Genomic DNA, 24,741 nt, shown 5'->3' on the forward strand with positions numbered 1-24,741 from the left:
ACGCGCACGCGACCGGCGAGGAGATCACCACCCAGGACGCGCACGCCACGAGCGAGCCGGCCAAGTAGACCTCACCCGCACGGGGAGCGGCCGCGGCGGCGCGGAGGGGGAGCCGCCGCGGCCGCGGCATGTCCGCGCACACAGGCAGGGCCCGAGCCGGTCGGCTCGGGCCTTGTCCGCGCTCCGGTTCACAACGCCCGGACCTGGACCTCGGGTCGGCACAGCTTCCGCATGTCGTCCTCGTCCGAGGTGAGGACCGCGACCCGCCCGCGCTGCCGCCCGGCGATGACCGCGAGCGCCGCGTCGATGGCGTACTTGTGGCCGTGCAGGCCGGTCTCACTCAGCGAGCCGATCGCCTCGTCGGCGACGTCCTTGGTGACCGGCTCCACGACGATGCGGGACATCACCCAGTTCCACTCCGAGCGACGGACCTTGCCGTGGTACGCCTCGATGAGGGTCATGGAGCTGGTCACCACGCGGACCCCCGCCCGATGAGCGTCCTTGAGCTGCGCTTTCATCCGTGGCTCGCCGAGCACGGCCCGTGAGAGCGCCTCACAGTCGAGCACATAGCAGACACCGGCCATCAAGCGGCCTCGCGCCCGGCAGCCTGCGCTTCGTGCTCATCGAACCATCGCTCGATCTCACGCCGCTCAGACTCTGCCGCCGCCAACTCGGCCTCGGACACCGGTCCGTGCTTCTCCTCCATCCACTCCACCAGCTCGCCCAGCCGGTCCTGCTCACGCTGGCGCTCTATGGCATGCGTGACATACGCGCTGAACGCGCCCGGGCCCACCTCGCTGCGGATCTCCTCCGCCAGCTCCTCCGGCAGTGTGACCGTGTACTTCTTGGTTGCCATACCGACCACCATACCGGCTCCGCCGTCAGTAGCGCAGCTCCGCCGTCACCAGGCAGCGCGCCACGCGGGAGACCGCACGGGGGCTGTCCATGGCGACCGAGATGATCTGCTTCTCCCCGGCGTCCACCTCGATGTCGGTCTCGCCGGTGTCCACCGTCAGGCCCTTGGCGTCGACGAACGTCACGTCCACCTCGTAGGTGTGCGTGACCGCCGCGGTCGAGCGGATCTCGACGGACGAGGCGGTCGTGGCCCTGCGCTTGCCCTTCTTGGGCTGGGCACAGCGGATGACGCGCAAGGCGGGCGACTCCGAGGCGGTCGCGGCGGGGGTGGCCGACTCGTAGGCGGAGCCGCCGGACGAGCTGGACGAGCTGTCGTAGTCATCGTCGTCGTAGTGGTGGTAGCTGCCGTTGCTCTTCTTGGAGTTGGAGCAGCCGCCCCCTGAGCTGCTGCTCTTGCCGCTGCGGCTCTTCCCGCTCTTTCCGCCGCTGCTGGACGTGGAGAATCCGGTGAGCGCGAGCACCACCACGACCAGTACGGCCGCGAACCTCATCTGTCGCCGCATCATCGATGCAGCCCCCCTTGCTGTAGTCGGCTTCCCGGCCGCCGCGCGGCCGCGCGACACCGTAACGCACAGCATCCCGGGCGCTCACGGCCAGTCCCGTCATGACCCTGTCACGGTCTCGTCATGGTCTCCCGGCGGCGCGACGGCGAGCCCCGGCTGCCTCCGTCCGTCTCCGATGGCAGGGAAGATCGGCCAGGCGTAGCGTCGAGCGCGGGGAGCGGTGCGCACAGCCGTGCGCCTTGGCCCGGGAGGCTGTCGATGATCCGCAATGTCCTCGGCTCCGTCGTCGCGCTCGTGGGAGCGGCGGCGGCCGTGCAGAGCCCCTTCCACAGCTGGTTCGACGACCGCCTCGGGCGGGACTACCGCGTCCAGGACCTGTTCAACGGCATCAGCGGTGTCTCGTCGTCCGTGATGGGCTCGATCCTGCTGCCCTTCCTCTTCGCCGCACTGGTGACACTTGTGGGGGTCGTGCTCCGGCTGCGCTGGGTGGTGGTCCTGGCCGGACTGATCGTGATCGGCTTCACCGTGCTGTGGATGGTCCGGCAGGGGCAGGAGGCCGGGAGCCTGACGGTCGACGGTGACGGGAACGGGCTGGGCTGGGGCGTGGCGCAGGCGCTGGCGGGCGGTCTCCTTCTCCTGCTGGGCGCGCTGCTGATGTCGGGACGGCGGAAGCGGGCGGCGCGGGAGCGGTACACCGCCGACCCCTATCCCGTACCGCCGGACGACCGTCCGGACACCTGGCCGCCGACCCAGGAGCCGGGCCCGGCCGCGCAGACCTCTCCCGCGCCGGAGCCCGAGAGGGACCCGTACACCGGGCCGGGCCGGCACCGGGCGGCACCCGCCGACGAGGACACCGCCCCGTACCCGGTCCAGCATCCGGAAGGCCAGTACCAAGAGGACCCGTATCCCGACGAAGGGGAGCCGCGGGACCAGGGGCGCTACAACCCGCCCCACCCCTGATCCGTCAGGTCAGGTCCGGGCCCTGCTGCCCGTCCCCGTGCCCTTCAGCGCGTCCAGGGCGTACACGCAGCGGTCCTTGCTGCACGCGTACACGACGCCCGCCTGCGCCACCGGGGAGCCCGTGATCTCGCCGCCCGTGGCCAGCTTCCAGCGGAGCTGGCCGCCTGCCGCGTCCAGCGTGTAGAGCACGTGGTCCGCCGAGCCGAAGTGGACCCGGCCGTCCGCGACCACGGGTGCGCCGACCACTTCGCCGCCCGCCGCGAAACGCCACTTGGGCGTTCCGGTCACCGCGTCCAGCGTGTACAGCGCGCTGCCGCTGCCGACGTGCACGTTGCCCGCCGTGACCAGCACGGGCTCGATGGACTGCCGGGCCTCCGTCGCGATCCGCCACCGGTCCTTGCCGGTCGCCGCGTCCAGGGCGTACACGGTGCCCAGGTAGTCGGCGAGGTAGACCCCGCCGCCCGTGACCGCGGGGCCCGGCGCGAAGGCGGGCGCGGAGAGGAAGACGGCCGGTGACTCGAAGTGCCAGCGGACCCGGCCGGAGACCGCGTCCACTGCCAGCACCCGGGTGCCCGCCGCGACGTACACGAAGCCGTCGGGCGCGGGGGTGACCCGGACCGGGACCCCGCCGCAGGAGGCGGCGTCGCCGACGGGGTAGGACCAGCGTTCCGTGCCGGTGCGCGCGTCGACGGCCCGCAGCCGGGCGTCCTGCCAGAGGTAGACCGTGCCCTCGTGGATGACGGGCCCGGCCTCCGGCGTCTCGAAGTCCGTCTGGACCCCGGAGGTCTCCCACAGCTTCTCGCCGCTGGACGCCTCCCACGCCTGTACGCCGCCGCCCCGCGTCCCGGTCAGGACGGTGCCCCGGTCGGCCTTGAGGGCGTACACCCAGGCGTCGGTCTGGAGCCGCCACCGCTCGGCACCGGTGGCCGCGTCCAGGGCGTACAGGGACGGGCCGTCCGAGGCGTGGATCCGGCCGCCGTCGACGGCCATCGACCAGGCCACGTCGCGGGTCTTGAACTGGCGGCGCCCGTTGCCCACGTCCAGGGCGTGGACCTCGAAGGACGTCACGTACAGCAGGTCGCCCACCACGACGGGCGTGCCCCACACGTCGTTCGACATACGGAAGCGCCACGGCCGCCAGCGGTCCGGCGCCGCGTCGGGGGCCGGTGCCGGGGCGGGCACCGGAGCGGCCGGGGCCGCCGCCGTGTGACCGCCGGGCGGGCGCACCCAGCCGGTGGCCGGGTCGGCGTGCGCGGCGGCGGGACCCCGTACGTCCACGGGGCGCGGCCCGGGGCCGATCGGCACCTTGGCGCCGGGCAGCTGCACGGGCCCGCCGTCGGGGGCGGGCGCCGGCACCGGCACGGGTGCCGGCGCGGGTGCCGGCGCGGTCCGCAGGTCGCCTCCGCTGCGCCAGGCCTCGTACCGGTCGGCACCGGGCGGCGGCTGCTGCGGGGGCGGGGGTACGACCACGGGGGCGGGCGCGACGGCGACGGCGCGGCCACCGCCGCGGCGCTGCTCGATCATCGCGGTCGCGACGGTCGGCAGCCAGGCCGAGGCCGTGCCGCTGTCGTCGCTGCCGGAGGCGAACAGGTGCGGGGCCAGCTGGGACTGGAGGTCCGCCGGGCTGGGCCGCCGGGCCGCGTCCATCTGCATGCAGGACTCGATGAGCGGCCGCAGGTCGTCGGGCAGCCCCTCGGTGTCGGGGCCCTCCCGCAGCAGCATGAACACCGTCTCGACCGGATTCGCCCCGTGGAAGGGCGCGTGGCCCGTCGCGGCGAAGACGAGGGTGGAGCCGAGCGAGAACACATCGCTGGCGCCCGTCACGCTGCGCGAGTCGCGGGCCTGCTCCGGGGACATGTACGCGGGCGTGCCCACCGCGACGTTCGTCATGGTCAGCCGGGTGTTGGAGACCCCGGACGCGATACCGAAGTCGATCACCCGCGGGCCGTCCTCGACCACCAGGACGTTGGACGGCTTCAGGTCGCGGTGGACGAGCCCCGCCCCGTGGATCGACTGGAGGGCCTCCGCGATCCCGGCGGCCAGCCAGCGCACGGCCTGGGTCGGCATCGGCCCGCACTCATTCACTATCTCCTCGAGGGAGGGGGCGGGGACGTAGGCGGTGGCCAGCCAGGGGACGGCCGCCCTCGGGTCGGCGTCGACCACGGCGGCGGTGTAGAACCCGCTGACCGCGCGTGCGGCCTCCACCTCGCGCGTGAAGCGGACCCGGAACAGCTGGTCCTCGGCCAGTTCCGTGCGGACCGTCTTGATCGCCACCCGTCGGCCCGACGCCGACCGCGCGAGATAGACCAGCCCCATGCCGCCGGCCCCGAGCCGTCCCAGCACCTCGAACGGGCCGATCCGCCTCGGGTCATGCTGCGTCAGCTGCTCCACTTGCCTGCCACCTCCCCGTACGGACCTCAGGAACAGAAGCCCGCGAAATCCCGCCCTGTGCAGCGTCTCACCACTGGGCACCACTTGGCGGTGCGCACCCTGATTCTTCCTGGCTCGGGGCCCGGTTGCGAACCCGGGGGCGGAACGGAGTGTTGTGTGGCACTCCATCCCTTTCAGGACACCGCCGGGACGGCTCCGGGAGGGCTACGGAAGCAGCTCGGTCGGCTGGAGGACGGCGAAAGCCGCACCCTGGTCGTCCTGGAGGACCGCCATCCGCCCGTACGGGATGTCCTGGGGAGGGGCGGTGATCCGGCCACCGAGGCGTACGGCGGTGTCGGCGGCGCGATCGCAGTCGGTGACCGCGAAGTAGCTGAGGAAGTAGCTCGGCAGCATCGCGGGGAACGCGTCCGTGAGGACCGCACGTCCGCCGACCGCGGTGTCCTCGCCGGGTTCGGTCCCGGCGGGGGACCAGGTCCGGAACGGCTCCGTGGCCCCGGCACCGCCCTCGGCGCCGGGCAGTTCGATGTCGGTGCCCTGGAAGCCGAAGACCTCTTCGTAGAAGGCGTCCACCCGCTCGGGCAGGCGGGTGTAGACCTCGGTCCAGCAGAAGGCGCCCGGCGCGTTCTGCTTCTCGAATCCCGCGCGTTCACCCGCCTGCCAGAGACCGAAGACCGCCCCGCCCGGGTCGGCCGCCTGGGCCAGGACACCGGCCGCGCCGGCCCGTACGGGATCGGTGATCACCTGGCCGCCCGCCTCGCGGATCAGGGCGACGGTGGCGCGGATGTCGTCGGTGGAGAAGTAGACGCCCCAGGTCGTGGGCATGCGGCCGTCCTGCTTGGCGGCGAGCGCCGCCACCAGCTCGCCTTCGCTGTACGCGTCCGCGAACGGCATGCCGTCCTCCGCGTGGAAGGTCCAGCCGAAGAGCCCGCCGTAGAAGCGCTTGCCGGCCTCCAGGTCGGAGAGCTGCACATCCACCCAGCACGGCGCGGACTGCGCGAATACGGCCATGGCCCGGGTCCTTCCGTCGCAGTGAGGTGGCGGTGAGGTCGCGGTGCATGCGCCGCGCGGTCGCGAGGGCAGCCGTGACGCCCGTCACACTCAACGTAACGTCGGGGGCCTTCCGGCGCGCCCCGAGGGGCCGAATAGAACCTTTGCCCGAATCGTGAAGGCCCTGCGACCCGCATGGACGGAAGTTGTCCACCGAAGTTATCCACAGGCTGTTGATAACAACATCGCACCAGGGCACGTGCGGCCCGGCCGCGCGACACGGAAGAAGCGGAATTCCATAAACGCGTACGCCCGCGCGGAAACGGACCGGAAACGGATCGCACCGCTCCAGGGAATTGCGCTGTTCACCCCGTACGCACTGGGGCGTTCCCCATTTGCAGTCGGTCAGATCGCGCTCGGATCACCCCTCGGTAAGCTGACGGGCATGACAGGACAAGTACGCACCGTCGACGGCCGCGTGGCTGGTCGGCGAGGTCAGGCGACGCGGCAGAAGCTGCTCGACTGCCTCAGCGAGATGCTCAGCTCCTCGCCGTACCGGGACGTCAAAGTCATCGACGTCGCACGGAAGGCGGGGACTTCACCCGCGACTTTCTACCAGTATTTCCCCGACGTCGAGGGCGCCGTTCTCGAACTCGCCGAGGAAATGGCCAAGGAAGGTGCCGGACTGACCGAACTGGTCGGCGGCCGCTCCTGGGTCGGCAAGGCCGGCTGGCAGGCCTCCGAAGAACTCGTCGACGGATTCCTCGACTTCTGGCGACGACATGACGCGATCCTCCGCGTCGTCGACCTCGGCGCGGCCGAGGGCGACAAGCGGTTCTACAAGATCCGCATGAAGGTCCTGAGCTCCGTCACCAATTCCCTTACGGACGCGGTCAAGGAGCTCCAGTCCAAGGGCAGGGTCGACAAGGACGTCAGTCCCGGCGCGGTGGCAGGTTCCCTGGTCGTCATGCTGGCCGGGGTCGCCTCGCACCAGAAGGGCTTCACCACCTGGGGCGTGAAGCAGGCCGAAATCCGGCCGAACCTCGCCCTGTTGGTCCACCTGGGCATCACCGGCAAGAAGCCGGTCAGGTAGGCCCGGGCCGGAGACTCCCCGTACACGCCGGGCGCCGCGTCCCTCCGCGGCCCCTACGTCCTGTCTCACCGACGGCGGACCACTCCTGTGGTCCGCCGTCGGCGTTTCCGCACCGGCCCGGAACGCTGTGGAATGGGGCCATGAGCGATGCACAGAAGGACTTCCGCGACCTGCTCCACGCGCAGCGCGTCTGGGACGTGCCCCTCCCCCGCTTCGACCCGTCCGCCGCCCCCGCCGCTCCCCTGCCCCTCTTCCACACCTGGTTCGCCGAGGCGGTGGCCGCCGGGCAGACCGAGCCGCACACCATGACCCTGGCGACGGCGGACGCGGAGGGCCGGCCCGATGTGCGCACCTTGATGCTGCACGACGCGGACGAGCGCGGCTGGCACTTCGCCACCCACGCCACCAGCGCGAAGGGCCGACAGCTCGCCGCCCGCCCGGACGCGGCGCTCGGCTTCTACTGGCCCGCCCAGGGCCGCCAGGTGCGCGTACGGGGCAGTGCCGTCCCCGCGGACCGCGAGGAGAGCCGGGCCGATCTGCGGGCCAGGTCCACCGGGGCGCTGGCCGCCGCGCTGACCGGGGCGCAGAGCGAGGTGCTCCCGGCGTACGAGGACCTCGTACGGGCCTCCGAGGCGGCCTGGGAGCGCGCGCGGGAGGAACCGGACGCCGAGGCGGAGACCTGGACGCGCTATGTGGTCGAGCCGCGGGAGGTGGAGTTCTTCCAGGGCGACGAGCGGCGCCGGCACGTGCGGCTGCGCTACCGCCGGGACGGCGCCGGCTGGACCCGCGAGCTGCTCTGGCCCTGAGCCCTCACCTCCGGTTTACCCGGGAAAGGAGCACTATGGGAGTCAGGTGAGCGGCTGGAGGCACCCATGGCACGAACACGTTCCCGTTACGCCCCCGACCGGGGACTGACCACCCGCATGGTGAGCACGATGTTCTTCATCGGCCTGCTGTACGTGGTCCTCGTGGGCGTACTGCTGGCTGTCCTGCGCGGCGCCTGGCCGGTGATCCTGGTCATCGCGGGCGGTCTGTTCATCGCCCAGTTCTGGTTCAGCGACCGCATCGCCGCGTACGGCATGGGCGCCAGGGAGGTCACCCCGCAGGAGGCGCCGGAGCTGCACGGTGCGATCGACCGGATCTGCGCCCTCGCCGACATGCCCAAGCCACGAGTGGCCATCGCGCAGAGCGACGTCCCGAACGCCTTCGCGACCGGCCGCAGCGAGAAGACCGCCCTGGTCTGCGCCACGACCGGGCTGCTGCGCAGACTGGAGCCCGAGGAGCTCGAAGGGGTCCTGGCCCACGAGATGTCGCACGTCGCGCACCGCGACGTCGCCGTGATGACGATCGCGTCGTTCCTGGGCGTCCTGGCCGGCATCATCACCCGCGTCGCCCTGTGGGGCGGCTTCGCCCGCAACAGCCGGGGCAACGACCCCGCGGGCATCATCATCATGCTCATCCCGCTGATCAGCGCGGTGGTGTACGCCCTGAGCTTCCTGCTGACCAGGCTGCTCTCCCGCTACCGCGAGCTCTCCGCCGACCGCACGGCCGCCCTGCTCACCGGGCGGCCCTCTGCGCTCGCCTCCGCCCTCACCAAGGTGAGCGGGCAGATGGCCAGGATCCCGACGGAGGACCTGCGGAAGGCGGAGCCGTACAACGCGTTCTACTTCGTGCCCGCGTTCGCCGCGAAGGAGAGCCTGGGCCGCCTGCTCTCCTCCCACCCGACCCTCGAACAGCGTCTGGACCAGCTGGCCCGCATCTCCGCCGGCCTGTCCCACCCGTAAGGAGCCTCCGTGGGCCTGCTCGACAGCATCCTGGGGCGCAGCAAACCGGTCCGCCCCGACCTCGACCAGCTCTTCGCCGTGCCGTCCGCCGCGCTCACCCTCCAGGCAGGCACCGGTTTCACGCCGACCGGGCTCGGCTCGGTGTGCTTCGCGGGGGTGGAGGGCGGCACGTTCGCCCGTATCCAGCAGGACGTCAGGGAGCTGCTCGACGCGGACACGGGGCGGGGCGGGATCCCGGTGGAGTTCAGCCGGGACTCCTACGGCTACACCTGGCTGCTCGCCCGGCAGGCGCCCGACGACACGGCCGCCCTGGTCAACGATCTGCACGCGGTCAACACCCTCCTCCAGGACGGCGGCTTCGGCCCGCATCTGCTCTGCTCGATGATCGGGTTCCGGGATCCGGAGGGGCGCTCGCTGGCGCTGGTCTACCTCTACAAGAGGGGTACGTTCTACCCGTTCGCCCCGGCTCCGGGCGGTGGCGAGAAGCGCGACAACCAGCTGGAACTCCAGGTGCGGGCCGTGCTCGGCGACGACCTCCGGGTGGAGGAGGACCTCTCGCGCTGGTTCCCGGTGTGGGGTGCCCCCGGGCTCTGACGGGACCCGCCCACGGGCCCGTGATCATTTCGCAACCGATTCCCGCCCGGACCGGGACCCATCATGTCCATGTCCTATTACGCTCCGAAGCATGCCCGAATCAGCCCCTGCGCCCGGCGCCGCCCTGCCCGCCTCCATCGACCGCACCGACGGCCGGCCGGTCTATGTGATCGGCGGCGGCCCGGGCGGCCTCGCCGCCGCGGCGGCCCTGCGGGAACAGGGCCTGCGGGCGGTGGTCCTGGAGAAGTCCGGCAGCGTCGGGGCGTCCTGGCGCCGCCACTACGACCGGCTGCACCTGCACACGATCCGGCGCTGGTCGGCGCTGCCGGGGCTGGCGATGCCCCGGCGCTTCGGGCGCTGGGTGTCGCGCGACGACATGGTGCGCTACCTGGAGAAGTACGCCGAGCACCACGAGCTGGAGGTGGTGACGGGCGTCGAGGTGTCCCGGATCGACCGGACCGAGGACGGCACCGCCTGGCAGCTGAGCGCGACCGGCGGCCGGGTGCTCACCGGGCGGGCGGTGGTGGTCGCCACCGGCTTCAACCACACTCCGCGCATCCCCGCATGGCCCGGCCGTGAGGGCTTCACCGGCGACCTGGTGCACGCCGCGCAGTACCGCGACCCGGCCCCGTACGCGGGCAAGGACGTCCTCGTCGTCGGCATCGGCAACACCGGGGCGGAGATCGCCGTGGACCTGGTCGAGGGCGGCGCCTCCCGGGTGCGGATCGCGGTCCGTACGACCCCGCACATCGTGCGCCGCTCCACGGCCGGCTGGCCCGCCCAGGCGACCGCCGTCCTGGTCCGCAGACTGCCGGTCCGGCTGGTGGACCGGGCGGGCCGCCTGATGTGCCGCGTCTCCGTCCCCGACCTGGCGGAACAGGGCCTCCCCCGCCCCTCCACGGGCCTGTACTCCCGGGTCAGGGAGGGCGCGATCCCCGTCCAGGACGTCGGACTGATCGACGCGGTGAGGAACGGCCGGGTGGTCCCGGTGGCGGCGGTGGAGTCGTTCGACGGGGACGCCGTGGTGCTGGCCGACGGCACCCGGATCACCCCGGACACCGTGATCGCCGCGACGGGGTACGAACGCGCCCTGGAGGACCTGGTCGGCCACCTCGGCGTCCTGGACGCCCGTGGCCGCCCGGTGGTGCACGGCGCCCGCACCCCGGAGGGAGCACCGGGCCTCTACTTCACGGGCTTCACCAACCCGATCAGCGGAATGCTCCGCGAGATCGCCCTGGACGCGCGGAAGATAGCCGGCCGACTGGCCAGGAAGGGCTGAGGGGGCGCGGCCGGCCCCGTGGTCAGAGGGTGACGGCGGTGGCGGTGTCCCTGCGGCGGATGACCAGGGCCATCAGGGCCGCCGTCGCGCAGAGGGCGCCCGCCGCGTACCAGACCGGGTCGTACGAGCCGGTCACGTCCCGCACCACCCCGCCGAGGAACGCCACCAGGGCCGCACCCACCTGGTGGGAGGCCAGGACCCAGCCGAAGACGATCGCGCTGTCCTCGCCGTACTGCTCCCGGCACAGGGCGAGGGTCGGCGGGACCGTGGCGACCCAGTCGAGGCCGTAGAAGACGATGAAGAAGACCATCGGCGGGTGGACCGTGGGGGCCATCAGCATCGGCAGGAACAGCAGCGAGACACCGCGCAGCGCGTAGTAGACGGCCAGCAGCCTGCGGGCGTCGAAGCGGTCGGTGAGCCAGCCGCTGAAGACCGTGCCGATGACGTCGAAGACGCCGATGACGGCCAGCAGCGAGGCCGCGGCGGTGATCTGCATGCCGTGGTCGTGGGCCGAGGGCACGAAGTAGGTGCGGATCAGGCCGTTGGTGGAGGCTCCGCAGATCGCGAACGAGCCCGCCAGCAGCCAGAAGGGGCCCGTGCGGGCCGCGTCGAACAGCACGCGTACGGTGCGCTTCGCCGCGCCGGTGACGGGCGCCGGCTTCTCGACGTACGCGCCGCCGTACGGGGCCAGGCCCACGTCGGCCGGGTGGTCGCGCATCAGGAGCCAGACGAAGGGGATGACGACGAGCGCCGCCAGCGCGACGGTCACCGAGGCCGGGCGCCAGCCGTGGTCCTTGACGATCCAGGCGCAGAGCGGGAGGAAGACCAGCTGGCCGGAGGCCCCGGCCGCGGTCAGGACGCCGGTCACCAGGCCGCGCCGGGCCACGAACCAGCGGTTGGTGACCGTCGCCGAGAAGGCCAGCGCCATCGAGCCGGTGCCCAGGCCGACGAGCAGGCCCCAGTAGAGCAGCAGCTGCCAGGACGCCGTCATCCAGACGCTCGCCAGCGCCCCGGTCGCGACGGCGCCGAGCGCGACGACCACGACCCGGCGGATGCCGAAGCGGTCCATCAGCGCCGCGGCGAACGGCGCGGTCAGCCCGTACAGCGCCATGTCGAGGGAGACGGCGAGGCCGATCTCGCCGCGTGACCAGCCGAACTCCGTGTTGAGGGGGTCGATGAGCAGGCCCGGCAGGGAGTTGAAGGCCGCGCCGCCGATGATCGTCACGAAGGTGACGGCGGCGACGATCCACGCGCGGTGCATCAGCGGACGGGAACCGCGGCGAGGGGCGCGCTCGGTCACCGCGCTGTCGGTTGTCTGGGTCACGCCGCTCAGCATCGGGCCGGAGGCCCGCCCCGGACGAGTGGCCCGGGAGACACTGTTCGCAGGGATCGGGCCACGGCTCAGGACCGGGCGCGGGCGGGCCGGGACCGGAGACCGCGGTGGACGGCCCAGGCGAGGGCCGCCCCCACCGCGTACCAGAGGAGGTCCGGGGCGTTGAACGTCGAGCCGAGCACCAGCCGCGCCACGGTGCTGTGCCGGGCGAGGTCCGCCGGTACGCCCGTGAGCTGGGCCAGTTCGACCGCCCAGCTGAAGGCCAGCGCGACGCCCGCCGCCGTCAGGGGCCGCACCCGGGGCGCGAGGAGCACCACGAGGGTGTGGATCAGCACGGTGTAGAGGGCGTCGCCCGCGTACTTCGCCACGTCCCCGCCCGCCGCGTCCCCGCCGGCCGCCGCACGGACGCCGAGGCCCGCCGCCACGGTCACGAGCGCAGCGGCCAGAGGCGCCGTGCGGACGGTGACGGTCCTGGGAATGGTCGCGAGGGGCCCCGGCTTTACGTTCATGGCCGGTACGTTTATCAGGCCGTCACCGGTCCCACACAATCCGCGGGAGAGAGAGCAGGAGCCAGATGCGCCGACGTGTCGTGGTGCTCGCCCTGGACGGGGTGATCCCGTTCGAACTGGGCATCCCCCAGAGGATCTTCGGTCTCGCGCGGGACATGGACGCCGCCGGCGACGGCGCGAGGCTGTACGAGGTGGTGACCTGCTCCGTGCGACCGCCCGGTCCGGTCCGCACCGACGCCGACTTCAGCATCATGGTCGAGCACGGGCCCGAGGCGCTCGCCACCGCCGACACGGTCGTCGTCCCGGCCTCGTACGAGCTGGGCCCGGTCCACCAGGAGGGCCGTCTCACCGGCGAACTGGCCGCCGCCTTCGCGTACATCAGACCGGAGGCCCGCATGGTCTCCATCTGCACCGGGGGTTACGTCCTTGCCGCGGCCGGGCTCCTCGACGGGCGCCCCGCCACCACCCATTGGTCATCGGCCGAGCACTTCCAGCGGCTCTTCCCGAAGGTCCGTGTCGATCCGGACGTCCTGTTCATCGACGACGGGGACGTGCTGACCTCGGCCGGTGTGGCCGCCGGGATAGACCTCTGCCTGCACATCGTGCGCCGCGACCACGGCACCGCCGTCGCCAACGACGTCGCCCGTCGCACCGTCGTGCCCCCGCACCGCGACGGCGGCCAGGCGCAGTTCATCCGGCGTCCGATGCCCGAGGCGGGGCTCGCCACCACGACGGCCGCACGGACCTGGGCGCTCGGGCGGCTGGAACAGCCGATCCTGCTGCGGGACATGGCGCGCCAGGAGTCGATGAGCGTACGCACCTTCACCCGCCGCTTCCGCGAGGAGGTCGGCATCAGCCCGGGGCAGTGGCTCGCCCAGCAGCGGGTGGAGCGCGCGCGGCAGCTGCTGGAGTCCACGGACCTTTCGGTCGACCAGGTGGCGCGGGACGCCGGGTTCGGCACGGCCACCTCCCTGCGGCAGCATGTGCAGGCCGCGCTGGGGGTGTCTCCCACGGTCTACCGGCGGACGTTCAGGTCGACGGTCGCGGGGCGCTGAGGAGCACCCTGGGGCTGCCGTGCCCTCGGACGCGGCGAGACCCTCGGGCGCGGGGTCCTCAGGCGCGGGCGCGGTCGCCGGGCTGTTCCTGGACCACCGGGATCATCACCGGCCCCCCGCGGTCGACCTCGCACCAGATCCGCTTGCCGGCGCCCTCCGGCTGCCAGCCCCAGCGGTCCGCCAGGCCGTCCACCAGCTCCAGCCCGCGCCCGCCGGTGTCCTCGCCCTCCGCATGACGCGGCTGGGGCGGGCGGCAGCTGGTGTCGGCCACCTCGACCCGCACGGTCCCCGCGGAGCCGGCCGGGTTCGCCGAGCCGAACAGCATCCGCAGCACGGCCGGACAGCCCGTGTGGACCACCGCGTTGGTGACGAGCTCGGAGATCAGCAGGATCAGGGTCTCCGCGAGCGGCTCGTCGTCCTCCATCCCGGACCCGATCAGGCGCGAACGCGCCCATCTACGGGCCCGCCCCACCTCTGCGGGATCCGGCCCGACCTCCAGCTGAACCTGAAGCACCTGCACCGCTCACACCATCCGAACCGGCGGACACATCGCCTAGCGCCTCCTCAGGGTCACGGAACGTGACTCCCCTGCGAGACAGCATGGTTGACGTACAGTCACCGCAACAAGCGCTTCGGGCATATTCCAGCGCGAAGGAGTACGCGTGGTCCATACTGTGCGACGCGTGCTGCGGAGAGTCGAACAGAGCCGTAGCGGCGCCCCGGGGACCGAGTCCCCGGCGGGCCCGTCGCAGCTCCGTGGGTCGCGAGCAGGGCACCGCACCGCGCCCGGGGCGGCCACAGGGGCCGTACCCGGAGCCTCCGGTTCCAGTACCACTCGCATCCAACGGAGCGTACCCGAGCGCGGGCCCACGACTCCGCCCGGTGACAGGCCGCCCCGGGGGCGCACGCGCTCTCCGGATGCGTTGCGTCACCCGCGCGGCACGGTCCGTACGCCCCCCGTCAGCCACGACCACGCCTGAACGGGCACCGCGGCCCGGCGCCGGAGAGGCCGGGGCCGGGCCGCGGAGGGGCACGAACTGCTCATGCGGTTGGGCGTGTTGACGCGGAGGGCGCCGGGGACGCGGGGCCCGTGAGGCTCCTGGGGCCTACGTGTCCCGTCCTGGGGCCTGTGTGTCAGGCCCTGGGGCCTACGCGTCGGGTTCGATCACGGTGAAGTACGCGGAGAAGGCGGCCACCGCCTCCGTCTCGCCGATCCGGCCGTCCTGGTCGGTGTCCAGGCTCCGGGCGGCGACGCTCGCGATGTCGTCGGCGGCTCCCAGCACGCGCAGGGCGCGCTCCACCGCCGCGACCGGGGCGGAGACGGGGCCCGCACCCTCGGGGTCCTCGCCGGCGGCGACGGCGAGGGCCGCGCGCAGGAAGGGCCGTGCGATCTCCGCGAAGCGTTCGGGGCTGTCCCGCAGCCGCTTCACCGCCCCGCCGACGAACTCCTGACGGTTGACGCGCTGGTCCCCGTCCACGTCGGCGATGCCCGCCATGCCCTGCCAGAAGGCCTCGGCGCCCGTGTAGAGCGACTGACCCCGGTCGCAGCGGGCCGCCGTACCGAACTCGGCGAGCAGACGGGCCGCCGCGGCGTTGAAATCGGCACGATCGATGTAGCCGTTGCCGTCCTGGTCGAAGGCGGCGAACCGGTGCGCGATCTTGCGCTCGTACTCTGCGCTGTCCATGCGGGGAGCGTACGACGCCGAGCGGCGTCACGTGTCACCGAGCCTGTTCAGGAGTGTGACAACTTGGCGCCGGTCCGGCGTGCCGGACCCCGGGTCACGCGCTGAGCGGCCGGCACTCGTCGTCGGTGGCGGCGTCCGAGTCGGGGTAGACGTCGAAGAGCCGGCGTACGCCCAGCGCGCCGAGCACCTTGTTGACGTGCGAGCCGTCGACCGCGCCGCGGGCCGGGAGGACGATCCGCAGCCGGCCGCCGCAGGACTTCATGAGCCGGCGGGAGGCGATCAGGACGCCGACGCCGCTGGAGTCGCAGAACAGGACGCCGGAGAGGTCGAGGATCACGTCGTGCCGGCCCTCGGCCACCGCGCCGTGTACGGACTGGCGCACGACGGGTGAGCTCACGAGGTCGAGCTCGCCGTGGATCCGCAGCACGGTCCACGCGTCCTGCTCCGTCTCGTACACCTTCAGCGTCACGCGACTCGGCCTCTCGTCCGGGGCTCCGGAGGATCCGGAAGTTTCCGTTCCTCCTCGCGGCTGCCCGCATACCCGCCCGTGAAACACCCTTCCGCCCACCGGCCTGGCACAGGTTCCATCCAGAAATGATCACTTGAGGATCGTTTACGCGATCAGGAAAGGGCAAGGGGTGAAGCATTCCCTATCATTCGGCGCCACTTGAGGGACGTACTTGCCGCAAAGGTGCGTGCTCCGACCATGCCGCCGACTACATTCGACAGGACGAGAGGCACAGGGCTGGGGGCTGGATGGTGAAGGACGCACCACCGCGCTGGGACCGCCGGATGCAGCAGCGTCTGGCGCGTGGCGAGGCGGCCGCCCTCGGCGAGCTCTACGACCGGTTCGCCGCCCTCGTGCACAGCCAGGCCCACCGCATGCTGGACGACGAGGACGCCGCTGACCAGGTCACGCGCGAGGTCTTCGGCTATGTCTGGGAGAACCCCGAGGCCTACGACCCCAAGCACGGCTCCATGCGCTCCTGGGTGGCGCGGCTCACCCACCGCCGCTCGGTGCAGCGGCTCCGCGGCGCGGACGGCGGGACCGACGGGCCGGACGCCGCCGCGCGGGCCGAGGAGCTGGAGCACCGGGTGCTCAGGGCGACCGCGGCGGCCCGGGCGGACTACATCGTCGCCTCCATGCCCGCGCCGCTGCGCGCCGCCCTGGAGCTCGCGTACGTACAGCGCCGTGACTACCGCCAGGCGGCCGCCGACCTCGGGGTCACCGGGGACGAGGCCAGGCGCCGGCTGCGGCTCGGCCTCCAGTTGCTCTCCACGGCGAACACCAGGCCGTCGGCGGACTCCGCCCCTCCCGGATACGGACCGACGCCGTGAGCGGGTCCCAGGGCGGCGACGGCCGCGACGGGGAGCGCCCGCCGGTCGAGCGGCGCATACCGGGCCCGCGGCCGGCCGCCGACGACCGCGAGACGCTGCCCCCGGCCCGGCCGGCAAACACGGAACCGCTGCCTCCGGTCCCACAGGCCGACGCGGCGCCTCCGGTCCCACAGGCCGACGCGGCGCCTCCGGTCTCGCAGGCCGACGCCGAGCCGTCGCCTCGGGCCCGGACGGCTGACGCCGAGCCGTCGCCTCCGCCCGTGCCGCCCGAACCTCCCGAACCACCGGGGCCGCCCGAACAGGCGGAGCCGCCCGCCCCGCCGCTCCCCCACAAGGTGCTGAAGTCCCTCCTCGGCGCCTGGGCCCTGGCCGCCTGCTCCGCCGAGGAGACGGCGGCGGTCGAGGACCATCTCACCTCGTGCGCGCCCTGCGCCGACGAGGCGCTGAGGCTGCGCGACGCGGTGGGCCTGCTGCACACCGACGGCACCCTGGACCTGGACCCGATGCTCCGGTCCCGCGTCCTGGAGGGCTGTCTCGGCCGTCGCCCCGCGCGGATCCCCGTGCCCTCCTGGGCCGCCCCGTACGACGCGGAGACCGCACGGCTCGACGCGCTGCTGCGCGACATCGGCGACGCGGAGTGGCACGCGCCGGTGCGGCTGAAGTGGTTCGAGGGCGACCAGCAGGTGAACCGCAAGACGACGGTCGCCGGGGTGATCAGCCATCTGACGGCCGTCGACGGGCTGGTGTCCAAGGCGCTCGGCCTGGACGACCCGCTGGGCGGGGGCGACAAGCCGCTGCCGCCGACCGAGCGCACCGAGACGTACTGGTCGGCCGCCCGCCGGCCGCCCACCCGGACCGTACGGGACCCCTGGCGTGACCAGAGCCACTCCCTCGTCCGTACGGTGTCGTTCGCCGGCCGGGGCGTCGCGGAGCTCTCCGTCCCGTACGGGCACTTCGCTCTTCCGCTCCAGGACTCGCTCCTGGAGCGGGCCTTCGAGTGCTGGGTGCACGGCGGTGACATCGCGGACGCGGTGGACTACCCGTACGAGCCGCCCGCCGCCGCCCATCTCCACGGGATGATCGACCTGGCGGCCCGGCTGCTGCCCGCCACCCTGGCCGCGCGCCGCCGGGCGGGACTGGCCGCACCGGCGCGCCACCTGGTCACCGCGGGGTCCCCGGGCCGCTCCCTCCATCTGGAGGTCGAGGGCCGTGGCGGCGGCGACTGGTACATCGCGCTGGACTCACCGGCCGCTCTGGGCTCCCCCGACCACGCGGTCGCGCAGGTCGCGCTCGACGGGGTGGAGTTCTGCCGGCTGGTCGCCGGCCATGTGCTGCCGGTCGACGCGGCGGCGGGGCAGGAGGGCGACCGCGAGGCGATCCGCGACGTCCTGTTCGCCGCGGCCTCCCTCAGCCGGCTCTGAGCGCGGGGTCCCTACGGGAAGACGACCGTACGGCGGCCGTTGAGCAGGATGCGCCGCTCGGCGTGCCACTGGACCGCGCGGGCCAGCGCCTGGCACTCCACGTCCCGCCCCACGGCCACGAGCTGGTCCGGCGTGACGCCGTGCCCGACGCGCTCGACCTCCTGCTCGATGATCGGCCCCTCGTCGAGGTCGGCGGTCACGTAGTGCGCCGTCGCACCGATCAGCTTCACCCCGCGCGCATGGGCCTGGTGGTAGGGCTTGGCGCCCTTGAAGCTCGGCAGGAAGGAGTGGTGGATGTTGATGATCCGGCCGCTCAGCTGCTTGCAGAGATCGTCCGAGAGCACCTGCATGTAGCGCGCCAGGACGACGAGCTCGACGTTCTCCCCGCGGACCAGCTCCAGCAGCTGCGCCTCGGCCTCCGGCTTGTTCTCCCTGGTCACGGGGATGTGCCGGAAGGGAACGCCGTAGGAGGCGACGAGTTCGGCGAAGTCCGTGTGGTTGGAGACCACGGCCACGATCTCGACGGGCAGCGCGCCGGTGCGGGAGCGGAACAGCAGGTCGTTGAGGCAGTGCCCGAACTTGCTGACCATCAGCACGATCCGCATCCGGTCGCTCGCCCGGTGGATCTGCCACTCCATCCGGAAGGAGTCCCCGATCGCGGCGAAGCTGGCGCGCAGTTTGTCCACGGTGACCGTGGCGTCCGCCGAGAAGTGGACGCGCATGAAGAAGAGACCGGTGTCGTGGTCGCCGAACTGCTGGCTGTCCTCGATGTTGCAGCCGGTCATGAAGAGATAGCTCGACACGGCGTGCACGATGCCCTGCTTGTCGGGGCAGGACAGGGTGAGGACGTACTGCTCGGCGGCGGTGTCCGAGGCAGCGGGTACGGATTCGGCGGGCTGCGGCGCGGTCATCCCCGTAGGGTGCCACACCGTCCGCAGGTCACGCCGATCTGGTCATGATGCGGAGCACGTCCAGGGAGCGCGGCGGGGTGTCGGGGTCCTCCGCGTCATTGGTGGCGAGCATCACATGGGCCTCGCGGGCGGCGACGACCGCCTCCTGCCAGCCCGGGTGCTCCAGGTAGGCGGAGACGGGGGCGTCGGCGCCTATCTGGTGCATGATGCGCAGCACCCGCAGGGCGGCGACGTCCACGAGGGCGGCCTCCGCGGAGTCGCGGAAGATCGTCCCCACGTATTTCTCGGCGGACCAGTTGTCCAGCCAGGTGTCCTCGACCAGGCGGTACACGGCGTCGGTGACGTCGCCGTACCCTTCCCGGCCGGCCAGCCAGCACTCGTGGTGGAAGACGGGGTCGGAGAGCATGTGCAGCGCCGAGCGCACGTTGCTGCGCCAGCGCCACCACGGCATGTCGTTGAGCGGCATGCCGCCCATGGTGGAGGAGCGACGGCCGCGACGGGAAGTGTTCTCCGAACCTTGCTGCACGGTTGCCGATCGTACGTTCCCTCCCCGGGCCCGTGCGCGGCCCCCCGTAATTCACCTCCACGTCACCGTGCGTTGACCGCCCCACACCGAGGCGTTACCCGGGGACCGCAAAGGTTCATGCCCATGACCGGATGGCGACGCCTCACCTCCCCCCGTCCCTACGGATTCCTCACATCGGTGGCGGCCGGGGCGCTGCTGATGTCCGGCTGCGGCGTCATCCCTGGAGCTTCGGGGGGCTCCAGGGAGCCCGTCACCGTGATGACGTGGGCCCCCGACACCACGGGCGCCGACCTGGTGAACATGGCGGGCATGCCCGCCATGGCGCGGACCTACGCGCGCTGGATCAACGAGAACGGCGGGATCGACGGCCACGAGCTGAAGGTGCTCACCTGCAACGAGCAGGACACCTCGGCCGGGGCATCGAAGTGCGCCCGGCGGGCGGCCGACGCGGACGTGGCGGCGGTCGTCGGCTCGTACAGCCGGCACGGGCGGGCGTTCCTCGCTCCGCTGGAGGCGGCCGGGATCCCGTACATCGGCGGCTACGGCGCCTCGTCCGACGAGTTCACCAGCTATCTCTCCTACCCGGTCAACGGCGGCCAGCCGGCGCTCATGGCGGGCAACGGCGAGCAGCTGGCGGCCAGTTGCGAACGGGTCTCGCTCGTGCGGCCCGACACGCTGGTCGGCGACAGCATGCCCGGTCTCCTTGACGCGAGCCTCGGCCGCAGCGACCGCCCGGCGTCGTACGACATCAGTGCGGCCGAGGGGGCCACCTCGTACGACTCCGAGGCGGCCCGGGCCCTCGACAACGCGGGCGACGGCTGTGTGACCGCGGTGCTCGGCCAGGGCACGGAGACCTTCTTCGACTCCTTCCGGCGGCTCGAACCCGAGGGCAGCCAGGTGCGGATCTCGTCCGTGCTCGGCAGCGTCGGGCAGGGCCTCATCAACCGGTCGGGCGGCCCGGACAGCCCCTTCGAGGGGGCCCTCGTCACCGGCTGGTACCCGGAGTCCGGGGACTCCCGCTGGAACGAGATGCGCGAGGTGATCGAGAAGTACGCCTTCGGGGACAACAGGATCGACCCGACGGACACGGGGGTGCAGACGACCTGGATCGCGTACACCGCGCTGAAGGCGGTCGTCGAGGCGATGGACCGGCCCGACATCACGGCGGGCGGGATCTCCGTCAGCCTCAACCGCGGCACCGAGGTGGACACCGGCGGGCTGACCCCGGTCCTGCGCTGGCGCTTCCAGGACATGATCGGCACGGCCGCCTACGGCCGCATCGTCAACGGCAGAGTGACGTTCCAGGTGGTCCGCCAGGGGCGTCTGACCGCCGAGAAGAAGGGCTTCGTGGACGTCACGGAGACCCTGGTGGGCGCCCGGCCCGGCGCCTGACCCGGCCGCCCCGCCTCCGGTCCCCCGGTGGCCTCCGGGGAACCGCTCGCCGTCGCGTCAGAGCTGCGTGGGGGCCCGCTCGGTGAGCCCGTACTTCTGCGCGATGGTGTTCCACAGCCCGGAGGCCTTGCGCTTCTGGATGGTGGCGTCGCTGCTCGACGCACCGGCCTTGGCGGTCGCGTCGGTCGAACGGGCCTTGCCGCCCTTGCAGACCTTCTTGTTGTTCTTGGCCTGGCCCGCCCACGTGGCGTAGTGGTCGTCGGCCTCCGCCGATGCCTGCCACGCCTTGGTGAGGGAGTCCTTCAGCTCGGCGTTCTTCGGCAGCTGGTCGACGTTCAGCGACTCCAGCCGGGTCACCAGGTCCCGGCGCTGGGCCGCTGCGCCCTTCAGGTCGGTGGCCGCCTGGTCGAGTTCGCGGCAGGTCTTGATCTTCTCCACGGCGCTGATCACGGCCGAGCGGCTGTTGTTGCTGTCCGCGAGGAGCTTGTCGAGCTCCTGGGCCTGGGGCTCGGCGGGGTCGTCGGCGGCCTTCGGGGACGCCTCGCCCGCGGACGAGCTCTGCGCGGCCACCGGCTGCTTGTCGTCCGAGGCCTTGTCGTCGCCCCCGCTCATCAGGGCTCCGGCGCCCAGTCCGACGACGGCGCAGCCGACGACGACGGCCGCGATCAGCGGGATGTGCGCGGACCGCCTGCGCGGCGCTTCACCGCCCTGGTCCTGCTCGCCCGTGTCATGGCCCCCGTGCCCGCCGTGGAAGCCCTGGAGGCCCTGGAGGCCCGACTGGTACGGCTGGGCGGCCTGGGGCGGCTGCTGGGCGGCCTGAGGGCCCTGGTGGGGCTGGTGCGCCTGCGGGGGGCGCCGCTGCGGGGGCCCGTCGAAGCGGGGCATCTGCTGCGTGGCGCCCGCGGGCTCGTCGCTGCGGAAGAGGCTGTCGAACTCCGCGGGCGGCTGCCGGTCGCCCGGGGCTCCCGGCCGGATCCCGTACGGAGCGCCGCCGGGAACCGGGGGTATGTACTGGGTCGCGTCGGCGTCGGACGGCTGCCCGGGAGCACCGGAGGACTGCCCCAGGTACTGGGTGGACTCCGCCTGGCGCTCGGGCGGCAGCCCCCCGGGGAGGGGCCCGCCGGGAACGGGCGCGATGTACTGCGTGGCGTCCGCGTCCCCGCCCTGGCCCATGCCCTGCTGCCCCGTGGGCGCGGCCTCGGGCGGCAGGGGCTGGGCGAACTGCTGCGGCTGCTGCTGGTAGGGGTCCTGGTACGACTCCTGCTGGTACGCGCCCGGCTGGGAGGCGTACGGCTGCTGGGGCTGCTGGTACTGCCCCTGCTGCTGGTAGCCGCCCTGCTGGTGCTGCTCCGGTGGCAGCTGCCCCGGACCGTCCTGGTGCGCGGCCCCCGGCCCCCAGGGCTGGCCCCACGGCTGCCCGCCCGCGGGGACGGCCTGGTCCGGCTGCCCGCCCGCCGGCCCGCCCGCGCTCCAGGGGGCACCACCCTCCGCGGGCAGCACGACACCTTCGTGCGCGGGCCGTACAGCGGGAAGCTGCCGCTCGTCACCCTGTCCGCTCTGCGTCACCGGGACTCCTACGTGTGAACCTATGGAATCGTCGGCTCACGCTACCGGGTGTCCGGAGCCCGGCGCCAAGCGCCCAGGAGCGCTCACCACCCCTTCACACCGCGGGTAACACATGCGGCACCCACGGCGCTGTTCATGGTCAACTCGCCGAATACGCCGGTCAGGCGGCCTGCAACTCCAGCCTGGCGCCGAACTCCCGCACCGCGGGCTCGTCGGCGTACGGCTCGAACCGCTGCTGGAGGTCGTCGAGATATTCGGCACCCCGGCTGGAGCGCACCGTCCCCAGCAGTTCCATCGCCCGCAGCCCCGTGTGGCACGCCTGCTCCACCTCGCGCTGCTGCACCTGCGCGGTGGCCAGCAGCACCAGGCCGATGCCGCGGCGCCGGGTGCGGGACTCCGGGAGGGCCGCCAGGGCCTCCTTCGCCCGGCGGGCGGCCGGCTCGGCCTGCCCCAGGTCCCGGTGGCAGTGGGCCAGTTCGTCGGCGAGGTAGCCCGCGTCGAAGTGGCTGATCCAGTCCGGGTCGTCGCCCTTCTCCGGGTCGGCCTGCTCCAGCGCGGTCAGCGCGCGGCCCGCGGCGGCCTGGCAGGTGCGGGCGTCGCCCATAAGCGCGTGCCCCCGGGCCTCCGCCGCGTGGAACATCGCCTCCGCCCGCGGGGTCACCCGCCCCCGCGCCCCTTCCTGCGCGGCCCGCGCCAACTGGGCGATCTCACGCGGGTTTCCGAGCTGGGCCGCGAGGTGGCTCATCGACGCGGCCAGCACATAGCCGCCGTAGGCCCGGTCCCCCGCCGCCTGGGCCAGCCGCAGCGCCTGGATGTAGTACCGCTGGGCGAGGCCCGGCTGGCCGGTGTCCACGGCCATGTACCCGGCGAGCTCCGTGAGCCGGGCGACGGCGCCGAACAGCTCACGGCCGACCGATTCGCGGTACGAGCCCGAAAGCAGCCCGGACACCACGCTGTTGAGGTAGTGCACCAGGACGGGCCGCACATGCCCGCTGCCGAAGCGGTGGTCCAGATCGACGAGCGCGGCCGTCATCGCCCGCACCGCCGCCACGTCCGGCATGCCGACCCTGCTCCCGGCCGTCCGCGCCACCTGCGGGTCGGCGCCCGTGATCAGCCAGTCGCGGCTGGGCTCGACCAGGGCGGAGGCGGCCACCGCCGATCCGGACAGCAGGTCGCGGCGGCCCACGTCGCTGCGCCAGAGCTCGCAGACCTGCTCGACGGCGCCGAGCACGGTCGGCGCGAACTGCAGGCCGACGCCGGAGGCCAGGCTCTTGCCGTTGGCCATGCCGATCTCGTCGATCGTGACCGTGCGGCCGAGCTTGCGTCCGATCGCCTCGGCGATGATCCCCGGCGCCCGTCCGCGCGGCTGCTGCCCCCGCAGCCAGCGGGCCACGGAGGTCTTGTCGTAGCGCAGGTCGAGCCCCCGCTCCGCCCCGACCATGTTGACCCGGCGGGCGAGACCGGCGTTGGAACACGCCGCCTCCTGGATGAGCGTCTGGAGCCGTTCGTTCGGCTGGCGGGCGACGAGAGGCCTGGCTGCCATATTTCCCCCTGAGACCGCAGTGATTCGATGAGGAGATCACTGCCCGGCACGGCACAAGAAATGCGCATATTCATCTGTATCGGGTACGAGTGGTGGCGAGTTGGCACAGTCCTGCACCTGATTACCCCCACATCGGGGCCTTTCAGCCCACGCGCCCCCGGCCATGCATCCGTGCGCCCCATATGCAGGATCGATCCCTCCCGAAGGGCGCACGCGCGCCCGTAACCCTTCATTGCAAAGGGAGTTGAGCGGGGCGTGGAAGAGCCCATCGGAGTGACGGAAGCAGCCCGGATCCCCCAACAGCGAGGTGAGCAGCTGCGCGAGGCCGCCGCCTGGTACGCCCAGGAGCGGCACTGGGACGTGTTCCCCGGCACCTGGCTGGAGGCCGCCGGAGGGACGGAGCGCTGCTCGTGCGGTGACGTGGGCTGCGCCGCCCCCGGGGCCCATCCGGCCGGGCCCGACTGGGCGGGCCTGGCGACCGGCAGCGCCGCCGCGGCCCGCCGGATGTGGTCCAGGCAGCCGGGGGCGTCGGTCCTCCTGCCGGCCGGCCGGACCTTCGACGCCCTGGACGTGCCGGAGCCCGCCGGCTTCCTGGCGCTGGCGAGGATGGAGCGGATGGGCCTCGCGACGGGCCCGGTGACCCGCACCCCGGACCGCCGGATGCTGTTCCTCGCCCTACCGGGCGCGGCGGCCGAGGCGCCCGCGCTCGTACGGCAGCTGGGCTGGGACAGCGCCGCGATCGGCCTGGTGGGGCGCGGCGAGGGTCATTACGTGGCCGCGCCGCCGACCCGGGTGGCCGGCCGCGGCGCCGTGCAGTGGGCCCGCCGCCCCTCCCGCGCCGATCTGTGGCTGCCCGACGCCGACCAGCTGATCAGCCCGCTCGCGTACGCCTGCGCACGGGAGGCGGCCGACGCCCGTACCCGTCTTTCGTAGGGTGGTCCCCACACGCGGGGATA

General features: G+C 72.9%; 25 protein-coding genes. 11 read left to right on the forward strand and 14 right to left on the reverse strand.

Annotation, left to right across the window (positions count from 1 at the left end):
• Nucleotides 1-188: 188 nt before the first annotated feature.
• From JKV81_RS21080 to JKV81_RS21090, 3 genes are read right to left on the reverse strand one after another with little or no spacing between them, the layout of a single operon-like run.
• Complete coding sequence (locus JKV81_RS21080; RefSeq protein WP_129265004.1) at nt 189-584, reverse strand: PIN domain-containing protein; 396 nt, start codon at nt 582-584, stop codon at nt 189-191.
• On the reverse strand, nt 584-856 hold the full coding sequence (locus JKV81_RS21085; RefSeq protein ID WP_202077207.1) for a hypothetical protein: 273 nt from the start codon (nt 854-856) through the stop codon (nt 584-586). The genes JKV81_RS21080 and JKV81_RS21085 overlap by 1 nt, the downstream gene beginning before the upstream one ends.
• 25 nt (nt 857-881) lie before the next feature.
• Complete coding sequence (locus tag JKV81_RS21090) at nt 882-1,421, reverse strand: hypothetical protein (protein WP_129265003.1); 540 nt, start codon at nt 1,419-1,421, stop codon at nt 882-884.
• A 255-nt stretch (nt 1,422-1,676) separates the two neighbouring features.
• Between JKV81_RS21090 and JKV81_RS21095 the strand changes: the two genes are divergently transcribed.
• Nucleotides 1,677-2,378 (forward strand): hypothetical protein, encoded by a 702-nt coding sequence (locus JKV81_RS21095; RefSeq protein WP_202077209.1) that lies wholly within the window; start codon nt 1,677-1,679, stop codon nt 2,376-2,378.
• A gap of 9 nt (nt 2,379-2,387) precedes the next feature.
• Here JKV81_RS21095 and afsK read toward each other — a convergent pair whose 3' ends face one another.
• Nucleotides 2,388-4,769, reverse strand: a complete 2,382-nt coding sequence (afsK, locus tag JKV81_RS21100; protein WP_129265001.1) for a protein serine/threonine kinase AfsK — start codon at nt 4,767-4,769, stop codon at nt 2,388-2,390.
• A gap of 204 nt (nt 4,770-4,973) precedes the next feature.
• Nucleotides 4,974-5,777 (reverse strand): VOC family protein, encoded by an 804-nt coding sequence (locus tag JKV81_RS21105; protein ID WP_202077211.1) that lies wholly within the window; start codon nt 5,775-5,777, stop codon nt 4,974-4,976.
• Nucleotides 5,778-6,201: 424 nt separating this feature from the next.
• On the opposite strand from JKV81_RS21105, the gene JKV81_RS21110 reads away from it, so the two are divergent.
• From JKV81_RS21110 to JKV81_RS21130, 5 genes are all read left to right on the forward strand, one after another.
• On the forward strand, nt 6,202-6,849 hold the full coding sequence (locus tag JKV81_RS21110) for a TetR family transcriptional regulator (protein ID WP_099173951.1): 648 nt from the start codon (nt 6,202-6,204) through the stop codon (nt 6,847-6,849).
• A gap of 140 nt (nt 6,850-6,989) precedes the next feature.
• Nucleotides 6,990-7,655 (forward strand): pyridoxine/pyridoxamine 5'-phosphate oxidase, encoded by a 666-nt coding sequence (locus JKV81_RS21115; RefSeq protein WP_129264999.1) that lies wholly within the window; start codon nt 6,990-6,992, stop codon nt 7,653-7,655.
• A 66-nt stretch (nt 7,656-7,721) separates the two neighbouring features.
• Complete coding sequence (htpX, locus tag JKV81_RS21120; protein WP_129264998.1) at nt 7,722-8,633, forward strand: zinc metalloprotease HtpX; 912 nt, start codon at nt 7,722-7,724, stop codon at nt 8,631-8,633.
• A gap of 9 nt (nt 8,634-8,642) precedes the next feature.
• A complete protein-coding gene (pspAB, locus tag JKV81_RS21125) occupies nt 8,643-9,227 on the forward strand; it encodes a PspA-associated protein PspAB (RefSeq protein ID WP_124274166.1) in 585 nt (194 codons plus the stop codon).
• A 91-nt stretch (nt 9,228-9,318) separates the two neighbouring features.
• Nucleotides 9,319-10,506 (forward strand): flavin-containing monooxygenase, encoded by a 1,188-nt coding sequence (locus JKV81_RS21130; protein ID WP_129264997.1) that lies wholly within the window; start codon nt 9,319-9,321, stop codon nt 10,504-10,506.
• Between the two features lie 22 nt (nt 10,507-10,528).
• Here the strand turns inward: JKV81_RS21130 and JKV81_RS21135 are convergent, their stop codons facing one another.
• Nucleotides 10,529-11,830, reverse strand: a complete 1,302-nt coding sequence (locus tag JKV81_RS21135; protein ID WP_202077213.1) for an MFS transporter — start codon at nt 11,828-11,830, stop codon at nt 10,529-10,531.
• 77 nt (nt 11,831-11,907) lie between these two features.
• On the reverse strand, nt 11,908-12,348 hold the full coding sequence (locus JKV81_RS21140; RefSeq protein WP_129264995.1) for a ribosomal maturation YjgA family protein: 441 nt from the start codon (nt 12,346-12,348) through the stop codon (nt 11,908-11,910).
• A gap of 65 nt (nt 12,349-12,413) precedes the next feature.
• Between JKV81_RS21140 and JKV81_RS21145 the strand changes: the two genes are divergently transcribed.
• Nucleotides 12,414-13,403 (forward strand): GlxA family transcriptional regulator, encoded by a 990-nt coding sequence (locus JKV81_RS21145; protein ID WP_129264994.1) that lies wholly within the window; start codon nt 12,414-12,416, stop codon nt 13,401-13,403.
• A 58-nt stretch (nt 13,404-13,461) separates the two neighbouring features.
• Here the strand turns inward: JKV81_RS21145 and JKV81_RS21150 are convergent, their stop codons facing one another.
• The 3 genes from JKV81_RS21150 to JKV81_RS21160 all read right to left on the reverse strand — a co-directional run bounded on the left by JKV81_RS21150 (nt 13,462) and on the right by JKV81_RS21160 (nt 15,557).
• Entirely contained in the window at nt 13,462-13,923 is a 462-nt protein-coding gene (locus tag JKV81_RS21150; protein WP_099173958.1) for an ATP-binding protein, read from the reverse strand.
• A 628-nt stretch (nt 13,924-14,551) separates the two neighbouring features.
• A complete protein-coding gene (locus JKV81_RS21155; protein ID WP_129264993.1) occupies nt 14,552-15,088 on the reverse strand; it encodes an EF-hand domain-containing protein in 537 nt (178 codons plus the stop codon).
• Between the two features lie 94 nt (nt 15,089-15,182).
• Nucleotides 15,183-15,557 (reverse strand): STAS domain-containing protein, encoded by a 375-nt coding sequence (locus tag JKV81_RS21160; RefSeq protein ID WP_129264992.1) that lies wholly within the window; start codon nt 15,555-15,557, stop codon nt 15,183-15,185.
• A 287-nt stretch (nt 15,558-15,844) separates the two neighbouring features.
• On the opposite strand from JKV81_RS21160, the gene JKV81_RS21165 reads away from it, so the two are divergent.
• Both JKV81_RS21165 and JKV81_RS21170 read left to right on the forward strand, forming a co-directional pair.
• Entirely contained in the window at nt 15,845-16,426 is a 582-nt protein-coding gene (locus JKV81_RS21165) for an RNA polymerase sigma factor (RefSeq protein ID WP_129264991.1), read from the forward strand.
• A complete protein-coding gene (locus tag JKV81_RS21170) occupies nt 16,423-17,847 on the forward strand; it encodes a maleylpyruvate isomerase N-terminal domain-containing protein (RefSeq protein WP_202077215.1) in 1,425 nt (474 codons plus the stop codon). The genes JKV81_RS21165 and JKV81_RS21170 overlap by 4 nt, the downstream gene beginning before the upstream one ends.
• Nucleotides 17,848-17,858: 11 nt before the next feature.
• On the opposite strand, the gene purU is transcribed toward JKV81_RS21170, so the two are convergent.
• On the reverse strand, nt 17,859-18,758 hold the full coding sequence (gene purU / locus JKV81_RS21175; protein WP_099173962.1) for a formyltetrahydrofolate deformylase: 900 nt from the start codon (nt 18,756-18,758) through the stop codon (nt 17,859-17,861).
• 28 nt (nt 18,759-18,786) lie between these two features.
• Complete coding sequence (locus JKV81_RS21180) at nt 18,787-19,233, reverse strand: SCO4402 family protein (protein WP_033297487.1); 447 nt, start codon at nt 19,231-19,233, stop codon at nt 18,787-18,789.
• 174 nt (nt 19,234-19,407) lie between these two features.
• Here JKV81_RS21180 and JKV81_RS21185 point away from each other — a divergent pair, with 174 nt between their 5' ends.
• On the forward strand, nt 19,408-20,676 hold the full coding sequence (locus JKV81_RS21185; protein WP_202077217.1) for an ABC transporter substrate-binding protein: 1,269 nt from the start codon (nt 19,408-19,410) through the stop codon (nt 20,674-20,676).
• 57 nt (nt 20,677-20,733) lie between these two features.
• Here the strand turns inward: JKV81_RS21185 and JKV81_RS21190 are convergent, their stop codons facing one another.
• Both JKV81_RS21190 and JKV81_RS21195 read right to left on the reverse strand, forming a co-directional pair.
• Nucleotides 20,734-22,242, reverse strand: coding sequence for a hypothetical protein (locus JKV81_RS21190; RefSeq protein WP_202077220.1), 1,509 nt, complete (start codon nt 22,240-22,242; stop codon nt 20,734-20,736).
• A gap of 160 nt (nt 22,243-22,402) precedes the next feature.
• Nucleotides 22,403-23,785: an NsdA family TPR-like regulatory protein gene (locus JKV81_RS21195; RefSeq protein ID WP_129264988.1), complete on the reverse strand. Its 1,383-nt coding sequence runs from the start codon at nt 23,783-23,785 to the stop codon at nt 22,403-22,405.
• A 255-nt stretch (nt 23,786-24,040) separates the two neighbouring features.
• Between JKV81_RS21195 and JKV81_RS21200 the strand changes: the two genes are divergently transcribed.
• Entirely contained in the window at nt 24,041-24,718 is a 678-nt protein-coding gene (locus tag JKV81_RS21200; protein ID WP_129264987.1) for a bifunctional DNA primase/polymerase, read from the forward strand.
• Nucleotides 24,719-24,741 lie beyond the last annotated feature (23 nt).

It is taken from the genome of Streptomyces silvae, from assembly GCF_016745505.1.
Taxonomy (GTDB): Bacteria; Actinomycetota; Actinomycetes; order Streptomycetales; family Streptomycetaceae; genus Streptomyces; species Streptomyces silvae.